We start from the raw sequence: 18,943 nt of genomic DNA, 5'->3' as shown, positions 1-18,943 counted from the left end.
GAACTCCGCCTGGGCGGAACAGGAAACGCGGTGCAGCAAGCGAGGCTGGTGCGCAGGACACAAAAACTCGCTTCCATTCGCCGGCATGATGCCTAAATGGCCATGCCCGCCGCATGGGCGCAATTTTTGGAAAGATGGATATGGGGTACCGGGTAGTAGTCGCGGGCGCGACGGGGAATGTCGGGCGCGAGATGCTCAACATCCTGGCGGAGCGCGAGTTTCCGGCGGATGAGATCGCCGTCGTCGCATCGTCGCGGTCGACGGGCGATATGGTCGACTATGGCGAAACCGGGAAACAGTTCAAGATCCAGAACATCGAGCATTTCGATCCCACGGGCTGGGACATGGCGCTGTTCGCGATCGGATCCGAAGCGACGAAGATCCATGCCCCGCGCTTCGCCGCGGCCGGCTGCACGGTGATCGACAATTCGTCGCTCTACCGGATGGACCCGGACGTGCCGCTGATCGTGCCCGAGGTGAACCCCGAGGCGATCAACGGCTATACCCGCAAGAACATCATCGCGAACCCGAACTGCTCGACCGCGCAGATGGTCGTCGCGCTGAAGCCGCTGCACGATGTGGCGCGGATCAAGCGCGTCGTCGTCGCGACCTATCAGTCGGTGTCGGGCGCAGGCAAGGCGGGCATGGACGAGCTGTTCGAGCAGAGCCGCAACATCTTCGTCGGCGATCCGGCCGAGGCGAAGAAGTTCACCAAGCAGATCGCGTTCAACGTGATCCCGCACATCGACAGTTTCCTGGACGACGGATCGACCAAGGAAGAGTGGAAGATGGTGGTCGAGACCAAGAAGATCCTCGACCCGACGATCAAGGTCCACGCGACCTGCGTCCGTGTCCCCGTATTTGTCGGGCATAGCGAAGCGATCAACATCGAGTTCGAGAACGAGATCTCGGCCGAGACCGCGCAGAAGATTCTGCGCGAGGCGCCGGGCGTGATGCTGATCGACAAGCGCGAGGACGGCGGATACGTCACCCCGATCGAGTGCGTCGGCGAATATGCGACCTTCATCAGCCGCGTGCGCGAGGACCCGACGGTCGAGAACGGGCTGGCCCTGTGGTGCGTGTCCGACAATCTGCGCAAAGGCGCCGCGCTGAACGCGGTGCAGATCGCGGAACTGCTCGGCCGGCGGCACCTGCAAAAGGCGGCCTGAGCCGGTGATCGAGGGCGGCTGCCGCTGTGGCGCGTGTCGCTACACGCTGGCCATGGAGCAGCTGCCCCCGGTCTATTGCTGCCACTGCCTCGATTGCCAGACCTGGTCGGGCAGCGCCTTCAGCGAACAGGGCGTGGTGCGTGAGGACGCGATCGCGGCGACCGGGCCGATTGTCGACTATCGCTTCACCACCCCGAGCGGATCGGAATCGCACCAGCGCCTGTGCGGGACCTGTCATGCGCGCTTGTGGAACACGAACAGCGCCCGGCCTGGAATTGCGGTGGTGCGGGCGGGGACGCTCGATGCGAGCGACGGGATTGAGCCGAAGCTGCATATCTGGGTGAAGCGCAAGCAGCCCTGGATCGTGCTGCCCGAGGATGTGCCGGCGTTCGAGGAAAGCGCCTCGCCGGCGGAGTTTGTGGCGATCCTGTTACGCTAAGCCCACCGTTCGCCCCGAGCTTGTCGAAGGGCTGTTCTTCTCTTCTGAGGTAAAGAGGACAGTACAGTGCTTCGACAAGCTCCGCACGAACGGAAAGGGGAAGATTAACTCGCCCGCTACTCCGCCAGGACCGCCTCGACCTTGCCCTTGGGTTTCTTCAGGAAGAACACCAGCGGCAGCACCGCGATCGAGATCCAGGCCATCAGGTAGAAATCGTCGATATAGGCGACCATCGCCGCCTGGCGATTGATCATCGCATCGGCATAGCCGAACACGCTGTCCGACAGGGACCCGAACCGGTCGATCGCGCTGAGATCGAGCGACGGGATGGTCTGCGCGGTGACGTGGCTGGCCAGGTCGGCATGGCTGGTCTGGATGTTGCGCGCGAGCAGCACCGTCACCATCGAGATGCCCGCCGACTGGCCGACATTGCGCATCAGGTTGAGCAGGCTGGCGCCGTCGGTGCGGTAATGGTGGCTGAGCGTCGCGAAGGCGAGCGAGTTCAAGGGCATGAACACCAGCCCCATGCCAAGCCCCTGGACGAAGCCGCTGATGATCACCGGCCAGAAATCCATCTCGAGCGACCAGGTCGCCATCTGGTGCAGCGAATAGGAGAAGATGATGAGGCCGACGACGATCACGAGGCGGGTATCGACCTTGCCCATCATCTGGCCGGCCAGGAACATGGTGAGCAGCACGCCGACTCCGCGCGGGGCGAGCATCAGGCCGGTATCGACCACGGGATAACCGAACAATTGCTGCAGCATCGACGGCAGCAATGCCATCGGCGCCATGGTCGAGATGCCGATGACGACCATGAAGATCATGCCCATCACCAGGTTGCGGTTCTTGAAGATGGCGCGGTCGAACAGCGGCTTCTCGGCGGTTGCGAGGTGGACGATGGCCATCCACAAGGCGGCGGCGGCGACCAGCGCCTCGATCATGATCTCCCAGCTCGCGAACCAGTCGTCATGCTGGCCACGGTCGAGCATCAGCTGAAACGAGGCGACCGCGATCGAGATCATCGCGAAACCCATCGCGTCGAACGAGCGCTTCGCCTTCGGGCGCGAGGGCAGCAGGAACCAGAGGATCGCGAAGGTCAGCAGGCCGACCGGCAGATTGACGTAGAACACCCAGCGCCAGTTATAGCTCTCGGTCAGCCAGCCGCCGATCACCGGGCCCATGATCGGGCCGACCATCACGCCCATGCCCCAGACCGACATGGCCTTGGCGGCGCGTTCGGGCGGGTTGATGTCGAGCATCGCGGTTTGGGAGAGCGGGCCGATAAAGGCGGCGAACACCCCCTGCGCGACGCGGAACAGCACCATCTCCTCGAGGCTGATAGCGGTGCCGCACAACATCGAGGCGACGATGAAGCCGGCAACCGCGAACAGGAACAGGTTGCGCGAGCCGAGCCGATCCGAGAGCCAGCCGGTCGCGGGGATCGCGATCGCCGAGGCGACAATATAGCTGGTCAGCACCCAGGTGACGGTCTCTCCGGTCGCGCCGAGACTGGTCTGCATGTGCGGCAGGGCGACGTTGGCGATGGTGGTGTCGAGGATCTGCATGATCATCGCACCCATGATGCCGACCGTCAGGAGCCCGCGGTTCCTGACGGGCAGCATCGCCTTCCCGGCGGGATGATCACTCACGGCCGGCTTTGGTATCGATCGAGACGTCGGCGCTGAGCCCGGCGATCATGGCGCGGGCCGGCGTGCCGTCGATCGCGATGCGCACCGGCACGCGCTGCGTGACCTTGACCCAGTTGCCCGTGGCGTTCTGCGCGGGCAGCACCGAGAATTGCGAGCCGGTGCCGGCGCCGATGCTGGCGACATGGCCGCGCACCTTCAGGCCGGGATAGGCGTCGAGCTTGATCTCGGCGGGCTGGCCGACCGCCATATGGTTGAGATCGGTTTCCTTGTAGTTCGCCTCGACCCAGGCGGCCTGGCTGACGACGATGCTGACCACCGGCACGCCGCTTGGCATGATGTTGCCGACCTGGAGGCGGCCGGTCTGGCTGACGATGCCGTCCTTGGGCGCACGCACCTCGGTGCGGGCGAGATCGAGCGCCGCCTTGGCGCGCTGCGCCAGCGCGGTCTGGACCGCGGCGGGCGAGTTCGACGCGACGGTGCCGCTGCCGAGCTGGTTGCGGGCATGCGCCGCATCCGCCTCGTATTTGGCGAGCTGCGCCTTGGCGGCGGCCACGCCGTGATTTGCGGCGTCGAGGCTGGCGCGGGTGGTGAAGCCCTGCTTCATCAGCGCCGCCTGACGGTCATAGGTCGCCTGGGCGAGCTGGATATCGGCCCGGGCGCTTTCGATATCGGCGGCGGCACCGCCCATATCGGTCGACATGGTGTTCACCTGTACCCGCGCATTGGCGAGCGCGGCATCGGCCTGGGCGAGCGCGATCTGGAAGGGCTGGGGGTCGATGCGGAACAGCACGTCGCCTGCCTTGACCCGCTGGTTCTCCTTCACGTTCACCGCGACGATACGGCCGGTGACGTCGGGGCTGACCGAGATCATGTCCTGGTCGACATAGGCATTGTCGGTCGAGACGTAGCGGCCCGAGGTCAGGTAGAAATAGCCGCCAAGCGCGGCGAGCAGCAGCGGCACGCTGAGCATCAATGCCGGACGCAGCCAGTTGCGGCGCTTCGCCGGGGGCGCCGCGACCTCCTCGATCGGGTTGATGGCGATCGTCTCGGCACGGTTGTCGAGCTTGGGGCGATCGATCTTGGGGTCTGCATCAGCCATGGTTGGCCTCGTCGCTTTCGGTAGGGGTGTTGAGATTGGTGCGGATGGTGGCGAGCGACGCCATCAGTTGTTCGCGTTGCGCGGTGTCGAGGCCGTAGAGTGCGTTTTCGATCATGCCCTCGGCAAGGCCGCGGAGCTGATCGAGAAGGGGCAGGGCCTTGGGCGTAAGGAAGATCTGCCAGGCGCGGCGATCGGCGGGATCGCGGCGGCGCTCGACCAGATTGGCTTCCTCGAGCCGGTCGATCATGCGGCAGAGCGTGATCGGCTCGACCTCGAGCAGATCGGCAAGGCCGCCCTGGTTGATGCCTTCATGGCGCTTGAGCGTGGTGAGCGTGCGCCACTGCGTGCGCGTCACACCGATCAGGCGCGCGCGCTCGTCGAAACGGCGGCGCATCAGGCGCGAAACATCGCTAATCATGAAACCGATCGAGTCACTCATGGCCGCGCATATAATAAGCATGCTTATATAATTCCAGCCCCGGCCGGGTGATAATTTTGCATCGCAACATGCAGGAGGCGGAAATGCGGGAGGAAATGACCGGCGGATGCCAGTGCGGGCGGGTGCGCTACCGCGCGCTGGTCGACGATCGCGACGCCTATCTCTGCCATTGCCGGATGTGCCAGCGCGCGACCGGCGGGGTGTCGATCGCCTTCAAATATGTGCTGAAGGCGGATGTGACCTGGGAGCGGCAGCCCGACCGATATGCCTCATCGCCGATCGCGGTTCGCGGCTTTTGCCCTACCTGCGGGACGCCGCTGACCTATGAAGCGCATGACAGCGAGTATCTCGATCTCACGGTCGGCAGCTTCGACGATCCGTTCGGTTTCACGCCGACCCAGCATTCAGGGGCGGAAAGCTGGCACGAGGCGTGGCTTGACACGACGGGCCTGCCCGCCGAACGGACTGACCAGAACCACCGCCTCGTGCAACGCTGGATGGACGCCATTGGCAAGCTCCCCGATTGAACCGGATTTCTTCGAAAGCTTCGACGGCGCACGCATCGCGTGGCGGGAGACAGGCGAGGGGCGGCCGGTCGTCCTGATCCACGGCTTCTTCTCCGACGCCTTTACCAACTGGATCCGCTACGGCCATGCGGCGACGATCGCGGCGAGGGGCTTCCGGGTCATCATGCCCGACCTGCGCGCGCATGGATCGAGCGCCAGGCCGCATGATGCGGCGAGCTATCCGCCCGATGTGCTGGCGCAGGACCAGTTCGCGCTGATCGCGCATCTCGGGCTCACCGATTACGATCTAGGCGGTTATTCGCTCGGGGCGCGGACCACGGTGCGCATGCTGATGAGGGGCGCCAAGCCCCGGAAAGTCATCCTGTCGGGCATGGGCCTGTCGGGCCTGGTCGGCACCGCGCGGCGCGGCGATCATTTCCGGCATATCCTCACCAATCTCGGCAAGCATGAGCGCGGCACGCCGGAATGGTTGGCCGAAGCATTCCTGAAGACGACCAAGGGCGATCCGGTCGCGCTGCTCCGGATCATCGATACCTTCGTCAACACCGACGAAGCCGATGTCGTGGCGATCGAGGAGCCGGTGCTGGTCCTGACCGGCGACGAGGACAATGACAATGGATCGGCGGCGGAGCTGGCGGCGGCGCTGCCCAATGCCATTCTGCGGACCACGCCGGGCGGCCATATGAGCGCGGTGACCAAGCCCGAACTGGGGCAGGAGATTGCCGACTTCCTCGCCGCTTGACCGCGGAGCAGGGGCGTCACAACGTGGCGCATCACCCGATTTATCGAGGACCCTTTCGCATGATCCGCACTGGAATTTCGACGCTTGCCCTGGCCTTGTCGCTCGCCGCGACGCCGGCGCTCGCCCAGACCAAGCTTACCGCTGCCGATGCCGACGCCTTCGTCGCGAAGACCGAGAAGGAACTCGCTGACTTCTCGATCAACGCGAACCAGGTCCAATGGGTCAACGCGACCTACATCACCGACGACACCGACGCGATCGCCTCGCGCGTCAATGCGGAGCAGACCGAGCTTCAGGTGAAGGCCGCGCTGGAAGCGGCGAAGTACGACAAGGTCGCGGGGCTCTCGCCCGATACGCGGCGCAAGCTCGACCTGATGCGCAACGCCATCACCCTGCCGGCGCCGACCCGGCCCGGCGCGGCCGACACGTTGCAGACGCTGGTGACGGGCATGTCCTCCTCCTATGGCAAGGGCAAGGGGACGCTCGACGGCAAGCCGATCAACGGCAGCGACATCGAGGCCGCGATGGGCACCGAGCGCGACCCCGCCAAGCTGAAGGAGATGTGGGTCAGCTGGCACGACAATGTCGGCGCGCCGATGCGCGGCGATTATCAGCGCATGGTCGCGATCGCCAATGAGGGGGCGGTTGGGCTCGGTTACAAGGACACCGGCGCGCTGTGGCGCTCGGGGTACGACATGGATCCGGCCGCCTTCGCGAAGATGACCGACACGCTCTGGAAGCAGGTTGAGCCGCTCTACCAGTCGCTGCACACCTATGTCCGCTGGAAGCTCAACGAGAAATATGGCGATGCGGTGCAGGCGAAGACCGGCCCGATCCGCGCCGACCTGCTCGGCAATATGTGGGCGCAGGAATGGGGCAATATCTACGATCTCGTCGCGCCGAAGGGCGCCGGCGATCTCGGTTTCGACACCGGAGAGCTGCTCAAGGAAAAGGGCTATGATCCGGTCAAGATGGTGAAGACCGGCGAGGGCTTCTATTCCTCGCTCGGCTTCGATCCGTTGCCCGAGACGTTCTGGACCCGCTCGCAGATCACCAAACCGGCCGATCGCGAAGTGATCTGCCACGCCTCGGCCTGGGACGTCGACAACAAGGACGATCTGCGCATCAAGATGTGCACCAAGGTGAACGGCGACGACTTCGTCACGATCCATCACGAGCTGGGGCATAATTATTACCAGCGCGCCTATAACAAGCAGCCTTTTCTCTACCTCAACGGCGCGAATGACGGGTTCCATGAGGCGATCGGCGACTTCGTCGCGCTGTCGATTACGCCCGATTATCTCGTCCAGATCGGGTTGCTCGACCAGACCAAGGTGCCGAGCGCAGACAAGGATATCGGCCTGTTGTTGAAGCAGGCGATGGACAAGGTGGCCTTCCTGCCGTTCGGCCTGCTGATCGACAAATGGCGCTGGGGCGTGTTCTCGGGATCGATCAAGCCGGGCGGATACGAGGCGTCATGGAATGCGCTCCGGCTGCAATATCAAGGCATCGCGCCCCCGGTCGCACGCGACGAGACAAAGTTCGATCCCGGCGCGAAATATCACGTCCCGGCAAGCGTGCCCTACACCCGCTATTTCCTGGCGCGGCTGCTGCAGTTCCAATTCTACAAGGCGGCGTGCGACCAGGCCGGCTGGAAGGGCCCGCTGCATCGCTGCTCCTTCTACGGCAACAAGGAAGTCGGCGCGAAGTTGAACGCGATGCTGGAACTGGGGCAGTCCAAGCCCTGGCCCGATGCGCTCGAAGCGTTCACCGGCAGCCGCGAGATGTCGGGCGAAGCAATGGTCGAATATTTCGCGCCGTTGAAGGCATGGCTCGACGAGCAGAACAAGGGCAAGCCGACCGGCTGGTGAGTTCCGGAATCCCTCTCCTGGCGGGAGAGGGAGGGAGGAGCGAAGCGACGGAAGGGTGAGGGTGACGCTCGGGGTCAGCGCCATCCATAGTCACCCTCATCCGGCGCTTCGCGCCACCAGTTTTGTCGGTCGCCCGGTAAAACATGCCCCCGGCATGTTTTAGAAATGCCCGGGGGGCATTTCGACCCGGCGCCCGCCAAAACTTCCGAAGGGAAGTGGTTAAGCCACGATGCGGTTGGGGATCGTGCCTTCGTCGGCGATCCGTGCTTCGAACGAGGCCGAGGAATCCGTGCCGTCGGCCTGATGCGCACCATCGCGGTGCAGCAGCGAGTCCAGGTCGGTCGGGATCCGGTCACGGAAGACGTAGAGCGCGGCGGTAGCGGCAGCGCCGACCGCGGCGACGCCGCCGACGATCGCGGCCGTGCCCCAATGGCTGGCCGACTTCCTGGTGAAGGTGCCGTCCTTGGCGCGCACCGGCGCCTTGCGCGCTACGGGCTTGCGGGCCGCAGCGGGTTTGCGCGGTGCGGTCGGCTTCTTTGCGGCGGTAGCCATCACATGCTCCTCAAGAATATTGAGCAGCCGTAACGCACGAGACGCGCAGGGTTTCCGCTCAGCGGAAAGGTGGCTCGTTGAACGCGCGCAATTTGCGGGAGTGAAGCTTGGCACCCTCGCGGCGCAATTCCTCACAGGCCTGGATGCCGATGCGCATATGTTCGCTGATCGCGCGCTCATAGAAGCGGTTGGCCTGGCCGGGCAGCTTGAGCTCGCCGTGGAGCGGTTTGTCCGACACGCAAAGCAGGGTGCCGTAAGGCACACGGAAGCGATAGCCCTGCGCGGCGATGGTTGCGGATTCCATGTCGATGCCGACCGCGCGCGACAGCGAGAAACGCAGCGCCGAGCGGGCATAGCGCAACTCCCAGTTGCGGTCATCGGTGGTCACGATCGTGCCGGTGCGCAGGCGGCGCTTCAACTCCTCGCCCGACTGGCCCGAAACCGTCTCGGCGGCGCGGGCGAGCGCGAGCTGGACTTCGGCGATGGCGGGCACCGGGATTTCCGGGGGCAGCACGTCGTCGAGCACATGATCGTCGCGCAGATAGGCGTGCGCGAGCACATAGTCGCCGATGCGCTGGCTCGGGCGCAGGCCGCCGCAATGGCCGATCATCATCCACGCTTCGGGACGGACCACCGCGAGGTGATCTGTGATCGTCTTCGCGTTGGACGGGCCGACGCCGATATTGACGAGGGTGATGCCGGTGCGGTCGTCCGCCATCAGATGATAGGCCGGCATCTGGTGGCGCCGCCACGCGCTGCTGTCGGCCAGCATCGCCTCGACATCGTCGCCGGCGCGCATCATCGTGCCGCCCGCGCCCGACACGCCGGTGAAGCGGCTGCCTTCGCCAAGCTGCGCGCAGGCCCAACGGACGAACTCGTCGACATAACGGTGATAGTTGGTGAACAGCACATAGCGCTGGACATGCTCGGGCGGGGTGCCGGTATAGTGGCGCAGGCGCGCGAGCGAGAAATCGGTACGCAACCCGTCGAACAGGGCAAGTGGCCGCGTGCCGTCTGCATCGGCGTAGAGGCCGTCGGCAATCTCGTCGCCGATATAGGCAAGCTCGGTCGCCGGGAAATGGCGCGCCAGTTCGAGCGCCGAGACCTCATCGAGGCTCATCGCGTGCCCGGCATCGAGCACATAAGGGAAGGGGATTTCCTGCCGGCCGGGCACTGCCTCGACCAGCACGTCATAATCCTCGATGAGCAGGGTAAGCTGCTCGGTCAGGTAATCGGCGAAGATCGACGGCTTGGTGACGCTGATGCGGTATTCGCCCGGCGTGACGAGACGACCAAAGGAGCGAAGCGGGGTCGGACGATCATTGACGCCGCGATAGCGCAACCTGATCTCCGGATAGGCGAAGCTGCCGTCATGGCGCGCATCGCGCGAGGGAACCGAACCGTCGGCAAGATAGGCTGTAAGGGCCGCCTGCAGCCGCTCGACCGATGCACGGTAGAGGGTATCGAGCTGGGCGACGATATCGGAGGCAGTCGTCATCCTCCGTGGCTAAAGCACGCGCATGACTCTGGCAAGACGGCCGCAGGAAACAGGAAACGGGGCGCCGGTGAGGGCGCCCCGTTCATATCAGATCAGGATTTGGCGTCGTCGTCGTCATCGTCGAGCAGCTTGCTGATGCCGTAAGCCGCACCGGCGACGGCTGCGGTCGCGCCGGCCGCAATCGCGGCGGCTGCCGCAGGATGCTCCTTCACTGCTTCGACGGTCGATTCGACCGCTGACTCGATCGCGTCCTGAGCGCGTTCGAAGAAGGATTTCTCCTCGGTCTTTACAGCGGGGGTGTTGGTCTCGTCGGTCATTTATGCCTCCATGGTCGATCGCGGCCCCGGAACGGGGGAACTGGCTTGCGAGTTCCCGGCGGGGAGGCGGATCGTTGCCCGCCCGCGTCCCGCCGAGTTGCGACCCGAGTCTCAGACCTCAGAGTTCGTTTAGCATGTGCTCAGCCGAGGAGACATTGAATTCGCCCGGAGCCTCGACATTGAGCTGCTCGACAACGCCGTCATTGACGACCATCGAGTAACGCTGGCCACGCTTGCCGAGCCCGAACTTCGAGCCGTCCATGGTCAGGCCGACGGCTTCCGCAAAGGTGCCGTTGCCGTCCGCGAGCATCGTCACCGCATCGGCGTCGTTCGCCTTGCTCCAGGCACCCATCACGAACGGATCGTTGACCGCGGTGCAGGCGATCTCGTCGATGCCCTTGGCTTTCAGATCTTCGGCCTTGTCCAGATAGCCGGGCAGGTGCTTGGCCGAACAGGTCGGCGTGAAGGCGCCGGGCACGGAGAACAGGGCGACCTTGCGGCCAGCGAAATACTCGTCCGAGCTGACCTGCTCGGGGCCGTTCGCCGTCGCCTTGACGAGAGTGGTGCTGGGCAGCCGATCGCCGACGCTGATGGTCATGTTGGAATCCTCCTGGAGCCGCCTTGGGCGCGTTGTTGTCGTTTTGCCGCTGAACCGCGGCGGGGTTCTGATGCCGCAGGACTGCGACGGAGCCTACCTCGTGCAGGCGCGTTCGGATTTCAAGCGTGGCGAGCGCGGATGGCTGCGCTATGATGGCGGATGATGGATAAAGCGGCGAATCTCACGGGGCAGCTTCTGCTCGCCATGCCCGGAATCGGCGATCCGCGCTTCGAGCGCGCGGTCATCGCGATCTGCGCGCATGATCCGAAGGGCGCGATCGGCATCGGGATCGGCCAGACGATTCGCGGGCTGGGGCTGCATGAGGTGCTGGCGCAGTTCGGCATCGATCCGGGCGCAGCGCCCGACGCGCCGGTCCATTCGGGCGGCCCGGTCGAGCAGCGTCGCGGCTTCGTACTGCATTCCAACGACTGGAGCGGGCAGGACACGATCGACGTCGCCGGCCGCTGGGCGCTGTCGGGCACGATCGACGCGCTGAAGGCGATCGCCGACGGATCGGGGCCGAGCCGCTGGCTGGTCGCTTTGGGCTATGCCGGCTGGGGCGAGGGGCAGCTCGACGAGGAGCTGACCCGGCATGGCTGGTTCAACGTGCAGGGCGATATCGAGCTGCTCTACGACACCGAAGCTGCGACGCGCTGGGAACTCGGATTCGCCGAGGCGGGGATCGACCCGCGCCTGCTGGCGACCAGCACCGGAACGGCCTGACTCCGCACGCCGGTCGCTTCCTACGGCAGGCGCGATCAGCGCGGCTTGCGCAGGACGTGGACCCAGCAATTCACCGAGAAGCGCGAATCCTCGAACCGGTCGGTGGGACAGCGCACCGGCATGACCTCATGGGTCACCCAGGAGGGGAAGACGGCGAGGCTGTTGTGTTCGGGATCGACGTCGATGAACCTGTCGGTCGCGCCGGTCGCTGACGGATAGAGCCGCAACTGGCCGCCGCTGAACGCGCGGGGCCGCGCGTGGAAATAATAGACGCCGCTGAGCGCCCGGATCGTCTCCGCCTGGCGATGCGGGTTGAGATCGATGTGGCGGCCGTAGAAGGCGCCGTCGCCATGCGCGACCAGCTCGATCTCGATCTTCGCGACGCTGATCGGCGTCATCGCCAGGGCCGCCAGCATCTCCGGCACGCCGCCCGCCACCCTGTCGTTCAGGAGCGGCTTGAACGGGCCGAGATCGCGCGTGGCGACCGAGATGCGGTTTTGCGGATCCTCGCGCGCGCGATCCTGGATGCCGATACGCGTCGACTGGAACGCTTCCCGGTGGGCAATGGCATGGTCGAGCAGGGCGTCCGCCGTCGCGTCGTCGAGAAAGTCGTGCCGGATGAAGACGGGCGCATTGCCGCTCATGCGGGGACCTCACGCCCGGTATCGATCAGTTCCATGGATAAGGATATGCCGGGACCGGGCGCGCCTGTCACGACGCATGCCGCCGATCAGCGCTTTGCCGCCCGGCGCGCCTTCAGGGCGACCGGATCGGGAATGATCGGCGACAGGTCGGCGATCACCTCGTCGGCATTGTTGAACAGTGCAGCGGGCAGGCCGGGATCGCCGCTATTGCCGGTCAAGATCCAGGCGGCGAGGATCTCCCGGGTGAACACCGGCATGATCACGAAGCCCTGCTGTCCGCGCGTCTTGGCCAGCAACGCCGCGTGGAGCGTATAGGCCTCGAGCGCGGTCACCGGATCGATGCCGTACTGGAACAGGGTCTCGAGCTTCGAGGTGTTGGTCGGTTCTTTCTTGACCTTGAGCAGGAGCTTCGACTTTTCAGCCTGCCAGACATTCTTCGACGCGGCCTCATAGCTGGCGGCCGGCACAAGCCGTGGGATGAGGTTGAAGAGGGTCTTGTTGTCCTTGTCCTTGGCGATCCGCTCGGCGATCCTGGCCTCGGAGCGTTCCTTCCACATCTGGTCGGCGTCCTTTGCGAGGCCGCCGATCATCTCGTCCGGCGCGGCGCCGGTGCGCAGGCGCCGGGTCACTTCGAGCACGCTGCCGAAGGAGGCAGCCACCCATTGCGACCGTGCGGCGAACAGCCGGCGCGCACCCTTCAGGTCGCCGGCATTGGCCATGTCGACGATGCCGTAAAGATCCATCAACTCGACATATTCGGCGGCGTTGCTCTCGGGTTTCCCGTCCGCCGTGCGCTTGTCGAAATTCGCCCTGGCGGCGGCGGCGCGCTCGGCCGCCCGCGCCTTGTCGCCGGCAAGCGCATGCGAGACGGCGGCTCTGGCAAGCCAGGTCGAGCTGACCAGGTCCGGCGTGCTGGAGCGGTCATAATCGACCAGCCCGTCGCGAAGGCGAGCGGCGTCGGCGAAGCGGCCCAGCTCCTCGAGCCGATTGGCCTCGCCGGCGGCGGTGGTGGCCGCCGTGCGCGTCCGCCACGTCAGATAATGCTCTTCCGTCTCGGAGCCGGCCTTGACCGAGTCGAGATAGTCGGGCGCGCTCATCAGGCTGAGGAAGCTGTGCTTGACCGAGGCCGTGCCGCGCAGCGCCGCGTCGCGCGCCTCCGCCGGGCGTCCCAGCCGGTACAGGGCGGCGGATTCGATCAGGTCGAAGGCGCGCCCCTGCGAGCGGGCATAATAGGGATCGGCCATCAGGCCTGCGGTTGTCGCTTCGGTGCGGGCGAGGCCGGCATCGGCGATCGCCGCGTCATAGGATTTCTGCTCTATCTGATGGATCGCGCGAGCAAGGATCAGGCCGATGCGGCGGGAGACATTGCCTTCCTTCTTTTCGCCATCGAGGATCGCGGTACAGGCGGCGACGCCCTCCGCGCCGAACTTGCGCTTCGACGCGTCGGGGCTTTCCGGCGGCGGCGCAAGCAGAGCGAGCAAGGTGACCGCACCGAGCAGGCGTGCGGCGCTTTCGCCGGTGCTCATATTGTTGGGCATGCCGTCGCACTGGACGTAGAGCGAACCTGCTTTCTCCTCGGCTGCCTGGAGCGGCGCGGCGCTGGCGGCCTGGTTCGACGGCAGAATGAAGATCGCCATGATCGCAAGGCCATGACGCAGGCGCGACGAAAACTTCACGGCATCCCCCCAAAGACCGTTTACCGCCCGTGGACTGGCAGTCGTTCGAAACCGTGTCAACCGGCGGGCCGCGACCGAAAGGCCCACATATAAAGACATCTTTATATTTGATTTGAGGGCGGCGAGGCCCTATGTGCCGCCCATCCAATTCCCAATTCCGGAGACTATTACGTGGCCACCGCACTCGCCGCCGAACGCCAAGACTATGTCATCGCAGACATCGAGCTCGCCGAATTCGGCCGCAAGGAAATCAACATTGCCGAGACCGAAATGCCCGGCCTCATGTCGCTCCGCGAGGAGTTCGGCGCATCGCAGCCGCTGAAGGGCGCGCGCATCACCGGATCGCTGCATATGACGATCCAGACCGCGGTGCTGATCGAGACGCTGACCGCGCTCGGCGCCGATGTCCGCTGGGCGACCTGCAACATCTTCTCGACCCAGGACCATGCCGCCGCCGCGATCGCCGCGACCGGCGTGCCGGTGTTCGCCGTGAAGGGCGAGAGCCTGGCCGATTATTGGGACTATGTCGGCGACATCTTCAACTGGGGCGCCGGCACTGACGGCACAACCGCCAACATCATCCTCGACGATGGCGGCGATGCGACCATGTTCGCGCTGTGGGGTGCGAAGCTCGAGGCCGGCCACACGCTGGGCGAGCCGGAGAATGACGAGGAAGTCGAGTTCCAGCGCGCGCTGAAGGCGTTCGTGGCGAAATATCCGGGTTACCTGACCGAGACCGTTAAGAACCTGAAGGGCGTTTCGGAAGAGACCACCACCGGCGTCCACCGTCTGTATGAGATCGCGAAGAAAGGCGAACTGCCCTTCCCGGCGATCAACGTCAACGACAGCGTGACCAAGTCGAAGTTCGACAATCTCTATGGCTGCAAGGAATCGCTGGTCGACGCGATCCGTCGCGCCACCGACGTGATGCTCGCCGGCAAGGTTGCCGCGGTTGCCGGTTTCGGTGACGTCGGCAAGGGCTCGGCCCAATCGCTGCGCAACGGCGGCGCGCGCGTTCTCGTGACCGAGATCGACCCGATCTGCGCACTGCAGGCGGCGATGGAGGGCTTCGAGGTCGTGACGATGGAAGAAGCGGTGACCCGCGCCGACATCTTCTGCACCGCGACCGGCAATGCCGACGTGATCACCGCCGATCACATGAAGGCGATGAAGCCGATGGCGATCGTCTGCAACATCGGCCATTTCGACAGCGAGATTCAGATCGCGGCGCTGAGCAATTACGAGTGGACCGAAGTGAAGCCGGGCACCGACCTGGTGAAGTTCCCGGACGGCAAGCAGATCATCGTGCTGGCCAAGGGCCGCCTGGTGAACCTGGGCTGCGCGACCGGTCACCCGTCGTTCGTGATGTCGTCCTCCTTCACCAACCAGACGCTCGCTCAGATCGAGCTGTGGACCAGGGGCGAGAACTACAAGAACGACGTGTACGTCCTGCCGAAGCATCTCGACGAGAAGGTCGCGGCGCTTCACCTTGAGAAGCTGGGCGTGAAGCTGTCCAAGCTGACCGAGAAACAGGCGAGCTATATCGGCGTGCCGGTCGAAGGTCCGTACAAGCCTGATCATTATCGTTACTGAGACATCAAGCATTCATTCGTTGAAAACTGGCCGCGCTTGCCTTCTGGGCCGGCGCGGCCTTTTTGTTGCAAGGTTGCAACATAGTAACGCGAAAGTCGCGAACTGCCCCCGCCATGGGGTTGCCTATCTGAACAATTTGTCATGATTTGAAGGGGCCGGGGGGCAAAAGACAAAGGGGTTCCCATGTCAATTCGCACGCATCAGCGTGGTGCCGGCCTTTCGCTCACCGCTTCGCTTTTCGCCCTGTCCCTCGCCAGCCTGTCGTCGCCCGCTCTGGCGCAGACGCCGCCGGATCCGCAGGAAAGCGTCGCCGCCGATGCGCCGGATGAAGGCGAAAATGACGTTGTTGTCACAGGGTCGCGTATCCGCCGTCCCGATTTCGACACGCCGAACCCGGTTCTCTCGATCAGTGCGGCCCAGATCCAGCAATCGGGCTCGACCAACCTGACCGATTTCCTGACCGGCTATCCTGCCCTGCAGGGTTCCTCCACCTCGGCTGACAATTCGGGTGACCAAGCGGGCATCGGGGCGACCGGCCTCAACCTGCTGAACCTGCGCAATCTGGGGACGGAGCGCACGCTCGTCCTGGTCGATGGCCGTCGCCATGTCGCGGCCCTTCCGGGCAGCCAGGCGATCGACATCAACACGATACCGAACGACCTGGTCGAGCGCGTGGAGATCCTGACGGGGGGTGCCTCGGCGATCTACGGCGCCGACGGCGTCACCGGTGTGGTCAATTTCATCACGAAGAAGAATTTCGAGGGCATCTCGGCGCACGCCCAGGCCGGGATCTCCGAATATGGCGACGCCGGCAAGCGCTTCATTTCGGTGACCGCGGGCAAGAATTTCGCCGAAGGTCGCGGCAATTTCGCGATCGCCTATGAATATGGCGAGGAAGATCGGCTCCAGACCAAGGATCGCAAGAGCCTTTCCGGCACGAACAGGGTCGCCTTCTATCTCAATCCTGACGATCCCGAAAACCAGGGCGGCTATACCGGCCCTGCCGACAATGGGATTCCCGACAATATCCCGCTCAACAACATCCGCTATTTCGATACCAACCGACAGGGCGGCGTCGATATCAATTTCGACGGTTTTCCGGACTATTTTGTCGGGACGGGCGGCGGAATCGTCCCGTTCGACCCGGGCACCTTCGTGCCGGATTTCTATCAGCAAGGCGGCAATGCGACACTTGTTTCGGACTATGGCAACGATCTGTTGCCCCAGATCAGGCGGCACGTGGTCAATGCGATCACGCATTTCGACGTAGCGCCCGCACTGACGCTGTTTGCCGAAGGGAAATACGCGAATATCCGCAGCTTCTCGCTCGCTCAGCCGACCTTTGACTATTATCTCAATATCCAGCCGGATAACCCCTATATCCCGGGGGCAATCCTGTCGGCTTTCAACGCATCCAACGCGGCTGGTGCATGCGATGACCCAGGTACGCCTGGCGTTGAAAATTGCCCCTTGCTGATCAATCGCGACAATTTCGACTTCGGACAGCGCGGTGAGGACGTCACCCGGCAGACCTACCGTTTCGTCGTCGGTGCGCGCGGCGAGATCAGCGAGCATGCCAATTACGAGCTGTCGTACACCTGGGGGCGTACCGACATCAAAAGCAAATATGTCAACGACATCCTGGATGATCGTTACTACGCCGCGATCGATGTCGTGACCAATCCGGCCAATGGCCAGCCGACCTGCCGGGTGAACCTGGATCCCAGCTGGACGCCGGATCAGCCCTATAATTATACGCGCGGCGTCTTCGCGCCGACGACGTTCCAGCCCGGCCAGTGCGTGCCGCTGAACCTGTTCGGCGAAGGCGCGCCCTCCCAGGCGGCGCTCGACTTCATCCGGGCGAACACTGTCGATCGCGCCCGGCTCGAGCAACAGGTGATCTCCGGGTCGATCTCGGGCGATTTCGGGCAGTTCTTCTCGCTGCCCGGCGGCCCGGTCGGGTTCGCGATCGGTGGCGAGTATCGGCGGGAAACGAGCAGCTTCACCGCTGACCCGCTCGCCGCGCAGGGGCTTACCTTCACCAATTCCCTGTCGAACGACGCGGGCAAATATGAGGTCAAGGAAGGGTTCGGTGAGCTGCGTGCGCCGCTGCTGAAGGACCTGCCCTTCGCCCATCGGCTTGAGGTTGGTGCGGCGGTCCGCTTCTCCGATTATTCGACGATCGGCAACACCACGACCTGGAAGGTCGATGGCTCCTGGGCGCCCGTACGGGACATCACCTTTACGGGCACCTATTCCAAGGCGGTTCGCGCCCCGAACATCGGTGAGCTGTTCGCCGGCCAGTCCCAGACGTTCAACTTCATCACCGATCCCTGCAACACCAACCAGATCCAAAACGGCACGCAGTATCGCGCGGCGAATTGTCAGGCGCTGCTGACCTCATTGGGCGTGACGGATCCGGGCACCTATCGCGATTTCCGGTCCACCAACATCCCCGGCCTCCAAGGCGGCAATCCCAATCTGAGCGAGGAAGAGGCGACCACCTGGACGGCGGGCGTGATCCTGCAGCCGCGCTTCGTGCCGGGCCTGTCGATCCGGGCAGACTGGTACGACATCAAGCTGAAGGGTGCGATCAACACCGCGACGGCGTCCGAACTGGCCGGGCTCTGTGTCGATCAGCCCACGCTCGCCAACCAATATTGCGCGGGCATCGTTCGCCAGAACGGCGCGGCGGGCACGGCGGATGCGGGCAACATCGTGGACTTCACATTGCGACCGTTCAACGTCGCGCAGTTCCGCACGGCGGGCCTGGACGTCAATGTAAGCTACCGGGTGGAGACGGCAAAGGTCGGCACCTTCAATCTGAATGTCATGGCCAACTATCTTGACCGTCTGGAGTTTATCAGCTCGCCCGGCGCTCCGGTCACCAATCAGCGCGGGGAGGCCTTTTCGCCGAAATATACCGTCAATGCCGACCTGACGTGGAAGCTCGGCGCGTTCACGGTGAACTACGGCTTGCTGTGGTTCGACAAGACGCTGCGCTACACCAACCAGGAGATGGCGACGAACACCGACATCGTCGCTCCGGAATATGTCTATCTGAAGCAGCATTGGCAGCACGACATCTTCGCGAGCGTCGATGTGAAAGGCGGCATGCAATTCTACGCGGGCGTGAACAATGTGTTCGGGCAGAAGCCGGATATCGGCACCAACACCTATCCGGTAAGCTCGGTCGGGCGGTTCCTCTATGCCGGCGTGAAGGTGAACCTGCCCAAGTTCTGATCGTTCGAAACCCAGGCGCGAAAAGGCCCGGTCGACGACCGGGCCTTTTTTGTGGTGCGGACGCTTCCTTATTGTCGGCGGATTGCCCTAAGGATCGAACATGAATTCGGGCGGCACAGGCAAGGCGCAGTCGCGCGAGGGACGACGTGCACGATAGCGCG

At 64.3% G+C, this 18,943-nt stretch carries 18 protein-coding genes; 9 read left to right on the top strand and 9 right to left on the bottom strand.

What is annotated here, in order from left to right; translation table 11 throughout:
- The first annotated feature begins 140 nt into the window (after positions 1 to 140).
- The gene (locus AC1RT8_RS02545; protein ID WP_493074026.1) at positions 141 to 1,169 is read left to right on the top strand and encodes an aspartate-semialdehyde dehydrogenase; all 1,029 of its coding nucleotides are present in this window, start codon (positions 141 to 143) and stop codon (positions 1,167 to 1,169) included.
- A gap of 4 nt (positions 1,170 to 1,173) precedes the next feature.
- Positions 1,174 to 1,608, top strand: coding sequence for a GFA family protein (locus AC1RT8_RS02540; protein ID WP_493074025.1), 435 nt, complete (start codon positions 1,174 to 1,176; stop codon positions 1,606 to 1,608).
- A 116-nt stretch (positions 1,609 to 1,724) separates the two neighbouring features.
- Here the strand turns inward: AC1RT8_RS02540 and AC1RT8_RS02535 are convergent, their stop codons facing one another.
- Genes AC1RT8_RS02535 through AC1RT8_RS02525 form a run of 3 tightly spaced genes read right to left on the bottom strand, consistent with a single transcriptional unit; the run spans position 1,725 to position 4,798 of the window.
- Positions 1,725 to 3,260, bottom strand: coding sequence for a DHA2 family efflux MFS transporter permease subunit (locus tag AC1RT8_RS02535; RefSeq protein WP_493074024.1), 1,536 nt, complete (start codon positions 3,258 to 3,260; stop codon positions 1,725 to 1,727).
- The gene (locus AC1RT8_RS02530; RefSeq protein WP_493074023.1) at positions 3,253 to 4,359 is read right to left on the bottom strand and encodes an HlyD family secretion protein; all 1,107 of its coding nucleotides are present in this window, start codon (positions 4,357 to 4,359) and stop codon (positions 3,253 to 3,255) included. Before AC1RT8_RS02530 ends, AC1RT8_RS02535 begins: the two co-directional genes overlap by 8 nt.
- Positions 4,352 to 4,798 carry a MarR family winged helix-turn-helix transcriptional regulator gene (locus tag AC1RT8_RS02525; RefSeq protein ID WP_493074022.1) on the bottom strand — a complete coding sequence of 149 codons (447 nt, stop codon included), beginning with the start codon at positions 4,796 to 4,798 and terminating at the stop codon, positions 4,352 to 4,354. Before AC1RT8_RS02525 ends, AC1RT8_RS02530 begins: the two co-directional genes overlap by 8 nt.
- A gap of 83 nt (positions 4,799 to 4,881) precedes the next feature.
- Between AC1RT8_RS02525 and AC1RT8_RS02520 the strand changes: the two genes are divergently transcribed.
- From AC1RT8_RS02520 to AC1RT8_RS02510, 3 genes are read left to right on the top strand one after another with little or no spacing between them, the layout of a single operon-like run.
- The gene (locus tag AC1RT8_RS02520) at positions 4,882 to 5,325 is read left to right on the top strand and encodes a GFA family protein (RefSeq protein ID WP_493074021.1); all 444 of its coding nucleotides are present in this window, start codon (positions 4,882 to 4,884) and stop codon (positions 5,323 to 5,325) included.
- Entirely contained in the window at positions 5,306 to 6,067 is a 762-nt protein-coding gene (locus AC1RT8_RS02515; RefSeq protein ID WP_493074020.1) for an alpha/beta fold hydrolase, read from the top strand. Before AC1RT8_RS02520 ends, AC1RT8_RS02515 begins: the two co-directional genes overlap by 20 nt.
- Before the next feature lie 59 nt (positions 6,068 to 6,126).
- Positions 6,127 to 7,938, top strand: a complete 1,812-nt coding sequence (locus AC1RT8_RS02510) for a M2 family metallopeptidase (protein ID WP_493074019.1) — start codon at positions 6,127 to 6,129, stop codon at positions 7,936 to 7,938.
- Between the two features lie 219 nt (positions 7,939 to 8,157).
- Here AC1RT8_RS02510 and AC1RT8_RS02505 read toward each other — a convergent pair whose 3' ends face one another.
- The 4 genes from AC1RT8_RS02505 to AC1RT8_RS02490 all read right to left on the bottom strand — a co-directional run bounded on the left by AC1RT8_RS02505 (position 8,158) and on the right by AC1RT8_RS02490 (position 10,903).
- Complete coding sequence (locus tag AC1RT8_RS02505) at positions 8,158 to 8,490, bottom strand: hypothetical protein (RefSeq protein ID WP_493074018.1); 333 nt, start codon at positions 8,488 to 8,490, stop codon at positions 8,158 to 8,160.
- 58 nt (positions 8,491 to 8,548) lie between these two features.
- Complete coding sequence (locus tag AC1RT8_RS02500) at positions 8,549 to 9,988, bottom strand: AMP nucleosidase (RefSeq protein WP_493074017.1); 1,440 nt, start codon at positions 9,986 to 9,988, stop codon at positions 8,549 to 8,551.
- A 92-nt stretch (positions 9,989 to 10,080) separates the two neighbouring features.
- Positions 10,081 to 10,305 carry a hypothetical protein gene (locus AC1RT8_RS02495; protein ID WP_493074016.1) on the bottom strand — a complete coding sequence of 75 codons (225 nt, stop codon included), beginning with the start codon at positions 10,303 to 10,305 and terminating at the stop codon, positions 10,081 to 10,083.
- 118 nt (positions 10,306 to 10,423) lie between these two features.
- On the bottom strand, positions 10,424 to 10,903 hold the full coding sequence (locus AC1RT8_RS02490; protein WP_372854678.1) for a peroxiredoxin: 480 nt from the start codon (positions 10,901 to 10,903) through the stop codon (positions 10,424 to 10,426).
- Between AC1RT8_RS02490 and AC1RT8_RS02485 the strand changes: the two genes are divergently transcribed.
- Positions 10,896 to 11,066 (top strand): hypothetical protein, encoded by a 171-nt coding sequence (locus tag AC1RT8_RS02485; protein WP_493074015.1) that lies wholly within the window; start codon positions 10,896 to 10,898, stop codon positions 11,064 to 11,066. The two genes, AC1RT8_RS02490 and AC1RT8_RS02485, sit on opposite strands and share 8 nt — an antisense overlap.
- A complete protein-coding gene (locus AC1RT8_RS02480; RefSeq protein ID WP_493074014.1) occupies positions 11,066 to 11,626 on the top strand; it encodes a YqgE/AlgH family protein in 561 nt (186 codons plus the stop codon). Before AC1RT8_RS02485 ends, AC1RT8_RS02480 begins: the two co-directional genes overlap by 1 nt.
- Positions 11,627 to 11,661: 35 nt before the next feature.
- Here the strand turns inward: AC1RT8_RS02480 and AC1RT8_RS02475 are convergent, their stop codons facing one another.
- On the bottom strand, positions 11,662 to 12,270 hold the full coding sequence (locus AC1RT8_RS02475; RefSeq protein WP_493074013.1) for a 2OG-Fe(II) oxygenase: 609 nt from the start codon (positions 12,268 to 12,270) through the stop codon (positions 11,662 to 11,664).
- Positions 12,271 to 12,356: 86 nt separating this feature from the next.
- A complete protein-coding gene (locus AC1RT8_RS02470; RefSeq protein ID WP_493074012.1) occupies positions 12,357 to 13,946 on the bottom strand; it encodes a hypothetical protein in 1,590 nt (529 codons plus the stop codon).
- A 171-nt stretch (positions 13,947 to 14,117) separates the two neighbouring features.
- Between AC1RT8_RS02470 and ahcY the strand changes: the two genes are divergently transcribed.
- Together ahcY and AC1RT8_RS02460 are read left to right on the top strand one after the other, a co-directional pair.
- A complete protein-coding gene (gene ahcY / locus AC1RT8_RS02465; protein WP_493074011.1) occupies positions 14,118 to 15,539 on the top strand; it encodes an adenosylhomocysteinase in 1,422 nt (473 codons plus the stop codon).
- 183 nt (positions 15,540 to 15,722) lie between these two features.
- On the top strand, positions 15,723 to 18,782 hold the full coding sequence (locus AC1RT8_RS02460; protein WP_493074010.1) for a TonB-dependent receptor plug domain-containing protein: 3,060 nt from the start codon (positions 15,723 to 15,725) through the stop codon (positions 18,780 to 18,782).
- Positions 18,783 to 18,943 lie beyond the last annotated feature (161 nt).

Source organism: Sphingomonas sp. GW821-FHT10F11 (assembly GCF_058809095.1).
Note: the sequence above shows the minus strand (reverse complement) of the source record. Positions and strands in the feature narration are given on the sequence as shown.

Coding starts and splice junctions, on each gene's coding strand:
- AC1RT8_RS02545 (WP_493074026.1), top strand. CDS start 141: ATGGGGTACCGGGTAGTAGTCGCGGGCGCGACGGGGAATGTCGGGCGC.
- AC1RT8_RS02530 (WP_493074023.1), bottom strand. CDS start 4,359: ATGGCTGATGCAGACCCCAAGATCGATCGCCCCAAGCTCGACAACCGT.
- AC1RT8_RS02525 (WP_493074022.1), bottom strand. CDS start 4,798: ATGAGTGACTCGATCGGTTTCATGATTAGCGATGTTTCGCGCCTGATG.
- AC1RT8_RS02520 (WP_493074021.1), top strand. CDS start 4,882: ATGCGGGAGGAAATGACCGGCGGATGCCAGTGCGGGCGGGTGCGCTAC.
- AC1RT8_RS02510 (WP_493074019.1), top strand. CDS start 6,127: ATGATCCGCACTGGAATTTCGACGCTTGCCCTGGCCTTGTCGCTCGCC.
- AC1RT8_RS02505 (WP_493074018.1), bottom strand. CDS start 8,490: ATGGCTACCGCCGCAAAGAAGCCGACCGCACCGCGCAAACCCGCTGCG.
- AC1RT8_RS02500 (WP_493074017.1), bottom strand. CDS start 9,988: ATGACGACTGCCTCCGATATCGTCGCCCAGCTCGATACCCTCTACCGT.
- AC1RT8_RS02495 (WP_493074016.1), bottom strand. CDS start 10,305: ATGACCGACGAGACCAACACCCCCGCTGTAAAGACCGAGGAGAAATCC.
- AC1RT8_RS02485 (WP_493074015.1), top strand. CDS start 10,896: ATGGTCATGTTGGAATCCTCCTGGAGCCGCCTTGGGCGCGTTGTTGTC.
- AC1RT8_RS02490 (WP_372854678.1), bottom strand. CDS start 10,903: ATGACCATCAGCGTCGGCGATCGGCTGCCCAGCACCACTCTCGTCAAG.
- AC1RT8_RS02480 (WP_493074014.1), top strand. CDS start 11,066: ATGGATAAAGCGGCGAATCTCACGGGGCAGCTTCTGCTCGCCATGCCC.
- AC1RT8_RS02475 (WP_493074013.1), bottom strand. CDS start 12,270: ATGAGCGGCAATGCGCCCGTCTTCATCCGGCACGACTTTCTCGACGAC.
- AC1RT8_RS02460 (WP_493074010.1), top strand. CDS start 15,723: ATGTCAATTCGCACGCATCAGCGTGGTGCCGGCCTTTCGCTCACCGCT.